Genomic DNA, 5,829 nt, shown 5'->3' with positions numbered 1-5,829 from the left:
CCGTCGCCACCCGACTCGCCGCCTACGGCACCGTGACGAGACTCTTCGGCACCGACCGCTACAAAACCGCAGCCGCCATCTCCGCAGCCACATTCACCTCCCCCACCCCGACCGTGTACATCGCCACCGGGGCCGACTTCCCCGACGGCCTCGCAGGAGTCTCCGCCGCCGCCCACAACGGCGCCCCACTGCTCCTCGTCACCCCAGACTTCATCCCCGCCGCAACCGCGACCGAACTCACCAGACTCCAACCCGACAACATCATCATCGTCGGCGGACCCAACGCCGTCGGCACAACCGTCGCCACCCGACTCGCCAAGATACCGATACTGTCGACGAGCGTGGCCGGCCGGCTTCCCCGGAGCTGATCGCTCCTCAGTCGATCGGGAAGCAATCTGCCCCCGAGGCGACACGCCCTACCCTGCCGACGGTCGGCACCGCAGGCACACGTGCCCGGGAGACGGTGCGAACACGTCGAATCCCTCGAACGGGACCACTACCACGATGCAGCCTCCCCGGCGTACGGATCAGCGGAGGCGGATCGGGAATGACATCCTGCGGGCAAGGGGCCCATCGGCGTGGAGTGACACCAGCACTCCCACCGTTGCAGCGATCCAGAACTGCACGGTCACCACCGGGATATGCAGCAGATTGTTGCTCAGGGTCTGGAGCGCGAACGATCCAAGTCCGGCTGCGATCGCCACTGCGAGAATCGCCGGGCTGTCGAACGGCCCTCGAGGTGATCTTCCCAGCGCCCCGAGGAATGGGAGTGCAACGGCCAAGAGTGCGAGCAACCCGCCTGGGATGCCGAGCTCGCTCGCGTAGAGGAGGAAGGAATTGTGCGGGGTGATGGACCGGTCCGGACCATCGGGCTGATTCTCCTGCGTCGGACGCGACGTCTCGGCCGGCGTGTACTCGCCGGCGCCCACACCGGAGACCGGGTGCTCGCGAATGACCTCGATCGCCTGTGAAGTCAGACGGGCCCGATCGTTGCCGAGACTGAACCGGGACAGAAACGGTGTGAACAGGATCACCGACACGAGTGCCAGAGCGAAGGCGGGCAGCATCCGGGTGCGTCGTGTCCACAAGAAGTAGCCGACGGCCCCCACGACGATGGCGATCAGGCTCGCCCTCGTGTAGGTCAGCGCGAGTGCCCAGAACACGAGGACGTACAGGGCAGACCAGGCGGCGATGTCGCGCCGGCGCGATGCGATCGTTCCGAAACCGAGGATCAGCGCCGCCGGAATCAGCATGTACGCACCCAGGAAGTTCGACGCCAGCCCGAGGGTTCCGACGGCGCGCCCCGGAGCCAGCGTGTAGATCGGGTCATAGGCCCTGATCGCCTCGATACCGATAAAACGGTCGAGGATCTGAAATCGGGCGAAGTAGGAGAACACCTTCGACTGTCGCCACCACAACGATGGTGTGCATGACGAAACGAGCCAGGGGAACCTGCCTGAACCACAAGGCGCCGGCGACGACGAGGACGAGATACAGACCGAGTCTTCCCGGGCCTCGCAGCAAAGCGCCCAACGTACGGTCTCCCGTGAGCCAGATGATCGCCGCCCACAAGGTGAGCAACGCGAGCGGCCATGCGAAGACGGGAAGCCGGATCATGCTGCGTCGGCGCCACAGCGACACGACTGCGATCACGGTACCGAGGAGCACCATGATGTCGTCGGCGCTCAATCCACGGCCCAGCGGCGGGAAGAGGCTGAACGGCACCAGGACAGAACCCAGCAGCAGAGAGAGCGCCACCCGTTCCGATGACCATCGCCACCGTGGCTTCGGCATGAAGGCAATGCCACAGACCAGCACCAGAACGCCCACCGTGAGCCCGGCAACGGCTCCAACGAGCCGAGCCACGATCAGGGCACTGCCGAGGACCGCGGCAACCCACACGGTAAGGGCTACCACCGATCCGCCGGGATCCCACGAGAAGTCGGAAGCGGTCGGGTTGCCTGAAGTCAACTCTCCTGTGGGCATCGATGCGATTTCCGGACTCCAATCGAGGGCGGAGAGGAACCCCGTCATCATAACGGCCGGACGATCTGAGTAGGGAGAGGGCCGCCGAAGTCACACGGATGCGTTTGCCGAGGCACCACCGGCGAACGCCCAGGGAAACGGCGGCTACGCTTCCGAGCCGGAGGGCGCATGCAGTCGACAATCTCCGACGCGGTCGGTTCCAACGAACACACGACAACACGACCCGTGGCCAATCGTCGGCTCGGACACTTCCGACCGAATCGGATGGAGCGATGACGGTCGGAAACCACAGTCAAGACGGCCCAGAGCCTCATAACCAGACCCGAAGGTTGCTCCACGGAGCGAGTTTGACGATGGTGGGACTGGTACTCACCGGGCTCGTCCGGGCCATTGCGCGCATCGGCGCCGAACGCTGGTTCGGTGTCGACACGTTGGGGGTACTCACACTCGCCATGTCGGTCGCCGCGATCCTGACGATCATCGGCTCCGGCGGGTTGTCGCCAGGTGTCACGAAGTTCATATCCCAGCTGCGAGGCGAACGCGATCAGGCGCTCGCTTCCGACCTGAGCATCCTCGCCGCGCGCGCCGGGGTCGTCTTCTCACTTGTCGGAGCGGTGGTCGCCATGGTCTATGTCTCCTTCTCCGACCGGCTCGGGACGACTCCTCCCTTCGAGGTATTCGCGATCGGCACCCTCGTCATGGCGTTCGGCTTCTACCTCTCGGGCAAGTCGATCCTGTACGGTGAAGATCGCATCCGTCCCTACGTCGGACGGGAAGTCCTCGGCTCGATCCTGTTTGCCGTCACACTCGGTCTCGCCGTCGTACTCCAGGCGCCGCCCCTGATCATCCTTGCCCTCTCTGCCGCATACCTGCCCGTGGGCCTGACCGTTCTCAGGGCGTTCAGACACATGGGGCCCGCGAAGAGACTGCCCATCCGCTCTTTCGTCGGCTACGGCATCATCGGCGCCGTGGGCTCACTCGCAGGAGTCGGCTTCTCCTATATGACACCCATCGCCGCGACGTATGTCGATGCACTCGCCGGCGCGGCGTTGATCGGCGGCGTCCTCACCGTGCTCGAACCGCTGAACCTGCTGCCGCGTGCGGTGAGCCTCGTCCTGCTGCCGACCATCTCGCAGACCAACGCTCGAGAGGGGACCGCCCGATCCGCCGGGTCGATCGCCGTCTCGACGGCCATCGTGGCGGCTTCGAGCGCCCCGATCTTCGCCCTGCTCATCATCGAGCGCTCCCGCTTCCTGGGCATCTTCTTCACGAGCCTGACCGGAGGAGCGACGCTCGCCTGGTTCTCGGTGGCATTCTTCACGAGAATCGTCGGCACGCCGTCGGTCGCGGCGCTCGCCGCGCTCGACCTCCGAAGGGCGAGTATCGCGATGTGGTCGAGCCTTGTCGGCTTCTCCGTCGCGATCGTTGTCTGGATCACCGTGTCGCCCGCGATGGGGGTGCCCGCGATCGGTTTGGGCTACGCAATCGGCAGCAGCATCCAGGTCATGGCCCCGCTGATCGTCGCCACCCGCCGCTACGGCGTCCGGTGGGGTTCGCTGTGGTACCGGGTCGCCGCGGCCGCTGTGGTGGTCGGTGTCATGGCGCTCCTGCCGCCGAAAGGCTCGACAGACGTCCTCACCATTGCCCTGGTCCTCGGGCTGATGACACCTGAGGTTCGGACGGTGATCACGTTGCTTCGCTCGGCTGTCCGGAGACGGTTCGCCTAGCGTGTCGACCATCGACGCCCGCTGCGAGCGCCACCCCCTCACCGACACGCCCGGCACTGCCGGCAACGGCACGAGAGGCTCGCCGCTGCCGACCGGCGACCAACCGGATGGGGCGGTAACGTCGCTACGCTGACCGGACTCGACCGAACTGCACCCATGCCACCAGGATCTCTCCGCATACTGCTGATTTCCAACATGTACCCGTCGCCGAGCCATCCGTCGTTCGGTGTGTTCGTGCGTGAACGCGCCGCCGCGTATCGACGTCAGGGGGCGCAGGTGCGCGTTGTCGCGATCTCCGATCCCCGCCGGGGTGTTCTCAGGACGCCGGCGAAGTACCTCTGGCTCATGATGCGGTCCTTCGCCGCGGGACTGCCGTTTCGCCCCGACATCGTCGAGAGCCACTACCTCGTGCCGACCGCTGTCGTCGGCTGGGCAACGGCGAGGCTCACGAGGCGGAGCTATGTTCTCTACGCTCACGGAAGCGACGCCGCTCTGGACCAGCCGCCTTGGATACGGAGCGCTCTCAAACGTGCCATCGACGGTGCATCGGAGGTACACACGAACTCCGACTGGACCGCCGGACTGCTCCGAGACACGTTCGGAGTCGAAGCCGTGGTGCTGCCTCCGGGCGTTGACCTGACCGTCTTCCACCCTCCCGAGAAGGCCGGTGGGCGCGCGGCCACGGTCGCCTTCGCCGGGAACCTCACGAGCCACAAGGGTGTCGATGTGTTGCTCCGGGCGCTCGCTCGCATCCCCGATGACATCGCTTGGACGGCGACACTCGCCGGAGACGGTCCCGAGAGGTCACACCTGCAGGCACTGGCTGCCGAATCCGGTCTCGCCGGTCGGATCCGCTGGCTGGGCGAGGTCGATCACGAAACGGTCGCGGATCTCTTCCGCAAGGCGGCCGTCGTCGCCGTGCCGTCCCGTCGGGATGCTCTCGGGCTCGTCGCCCTCGAAGCTCTGGCATGCGGCACTCCGGTCGTCGTGAGCGATGTCGGAGGTCTCGGTGCCATCCCGACACCGGGATGTGGCTCGGTCGTGCCACCGGATGATCCTGGAGAGCTTGCCGAACAGCTCGCAGTCCGGCTGCGACACCCCGGAGATCGGAATGTCGCCCGAGCGGCGGTCGAGAGGGCATCGGAGTTCTCGGCGGACGCCCTTGCGGCAAACGCCCTCGAACGGCTCGAATCCGTGGTCGCTCTGCGATGAGTGCCTTCTCCATGAACCGCACCATCGTTCCGGAACGGCTCAAGGGAAAGGCCGAACGGGCCGACAACAACTGGATGAGGAGGGTCGCCGCCGTATTCGCCATCATGAGCATGATGGTGTTCGGCCTTGCAGCGCCGGCATCTTCTGTCACCACCCCTCGCGTCGGCGTGCTCAACTCGGCTTCGACCCTCGCTTTCGCCGCCACCAAAGGCTGGGATGTCGCCGGCCGCCAGCAGGCCGCATTCGATGCCCTGCAGCGCGTCGGGATGAACCCGGTGTGGGTCAGCGACGCGGATCTCGAGGATCCTGGCCAACTCGCCGGTTTCGACGTGATCGTGCTCCCGTACACACGGGTCATGAACGAGTCGGCGTCGCTGACCGTGCGGGACTGGATCGCCGGTGGCGGCGGTCTCGTCCCCGTTCTGGCGTCACCTCGCGAGTTCCCTCTCCCCGGAGGAGGCTGGGGTCTATGGCCTCTCGAGATGAACCGGGAAGCTTGGGAGTGGGGCCCGCTCAGCGAGGCGTACCAGATGGACTACCTCAACGACCCGACACCCGATGCGCTGGATCTGCTCCTCGACGCGCAGGGACGTAATCACCCCATCGTGCAGAAGGCACTCGCCAACCTGGGGCTCACCACGCTCCGGCTGAATCGACCGACCGGTGCCGGCGCCGAGTTTGCACGGGTCGCAAGCTCCAATGTGCAACCGCTCCTTCGATTCAGCATCACGAACCCCGGGTCCTACGAGGGTGTCGACGTCACCCAGTACGACGGTTTCCCGGCCGCCGAAGCCACCCGGTACGGCTTGGGCCGCATCGTCTATTTCGACACGTCCATCATCGATTTCTTCCCCGAGTACTCACTGGCCCTCGCCCACCAGCTCTTCGGAGGTGTGCAGCAGGG

6 protein-coding genes are annotated in these 5,829 nt (G+C 65.9%); 4 read left to right on the top strand and 2 right to left on the bottom strand.

The window, feature by feature from the left end:
* Positions 1-368 (top strand): cell wall-binding repeat-containing protein (locus tag GXP34_07375; protein NOY55794.1); only part of this gene is annotated, 368 nt, incomplete at its 5' end.
* A gap of 159 nt (positions 369-527) precedes the next feature.
* Here GXP34_07375 and GXP34_07370 read toward each other — a convergent pair.
* Together GXP34_07370 and GXP34_07365 are read right to left on the bottom strand one after the other, a co-directional pair.
* Complete coding sequence (locus GXP34_07370; protein NOY55793.1) at positions 528-1,397, bottom strand: O-antigen ligase family protein; 870 nt, start codon at positions 1,395-1,397, stop codon at positions 528-530.
* Positions 1,327-2,037: a hypothetical protein gene (locus GXP34_07365; protein ID NOY55792.1), complete on the bottom strand. Its 711-nt coding sequence runs from the start codon at positions 2,035-2,037 to the stop codon at positions 1,327-1,329. Before GXP34_07365 ends, GXP34_07370 begins: the two co-directional genes overlap by 71 nt.
* A 302-nt stretch (positions 2,038-2,339) precedes the next feature.
* Between GXP34_07365 and GXP34_07360 the strand changes: the two genes are divergently transcribed.
* The 3 genes from GXP34_07360 to GXP34_07350 form a co-directional block, all read left to right on the top strand.
* Complete coding sequence (locus GXP34_07360) at positions 2,340-3,713, top strand: hypothetical protein (protein ID NOY55791.1); 1,374 nt, start codon at positions 2,340-2,342, stop codon at positions 3,711-3,713.
* A 234-nt stretch (positions 3,714-3,947) separates the two neighbouring features.
* Complete coding sequence (locus tag GXP34_07355; protein NOY55790.1) at positions 3,948-4,925, top strand: glycosyltransferase family 4 protein; 978 nt, start codon at positions 3,948-3,950, stop codon at positions 4,923-4,925.
* Between the two features lie 11 nt (positions 4,926-4,936).
* Positions 4,937-5,829 (top strand): hypothetical protein (locus tag GXP34_07350; protein NOY55789.1); only part of this gene is annotated, 893 nt, incomplete at its 3' end.

The sequence above is a fragment of the Actinomycetota bacterium genome (assembly GCA_013152275.1).
Lineage (GTDB): Bacteria > Actinomycetota > Acidimicrobiia > Spongiisociales > UBA4744 > BMS3Bbin01.
Note: the sequence above shows the minus strand (reverse complement) of the source record. Positions and strands in the feature narration are given on the sequence as shown.

What these genes read in the sequence shown, in the direction of transcription:
- GXP34_07365 (NOY55792.1), bottom strand. Translation starts at nt 2,037, where the DNA reads ATGATGACGGGGTTCCTCTCCGCCCTCGATTGGAGTCCGGAAATCGCA.
- GXP34_07360 (NOY55791.1), top strand. Translation starts at nt 2,340, where the DNA reads ATGGTGGGACTGGTACTCACCGGGCTCGTCCGGGCCATTGCGCGCATC.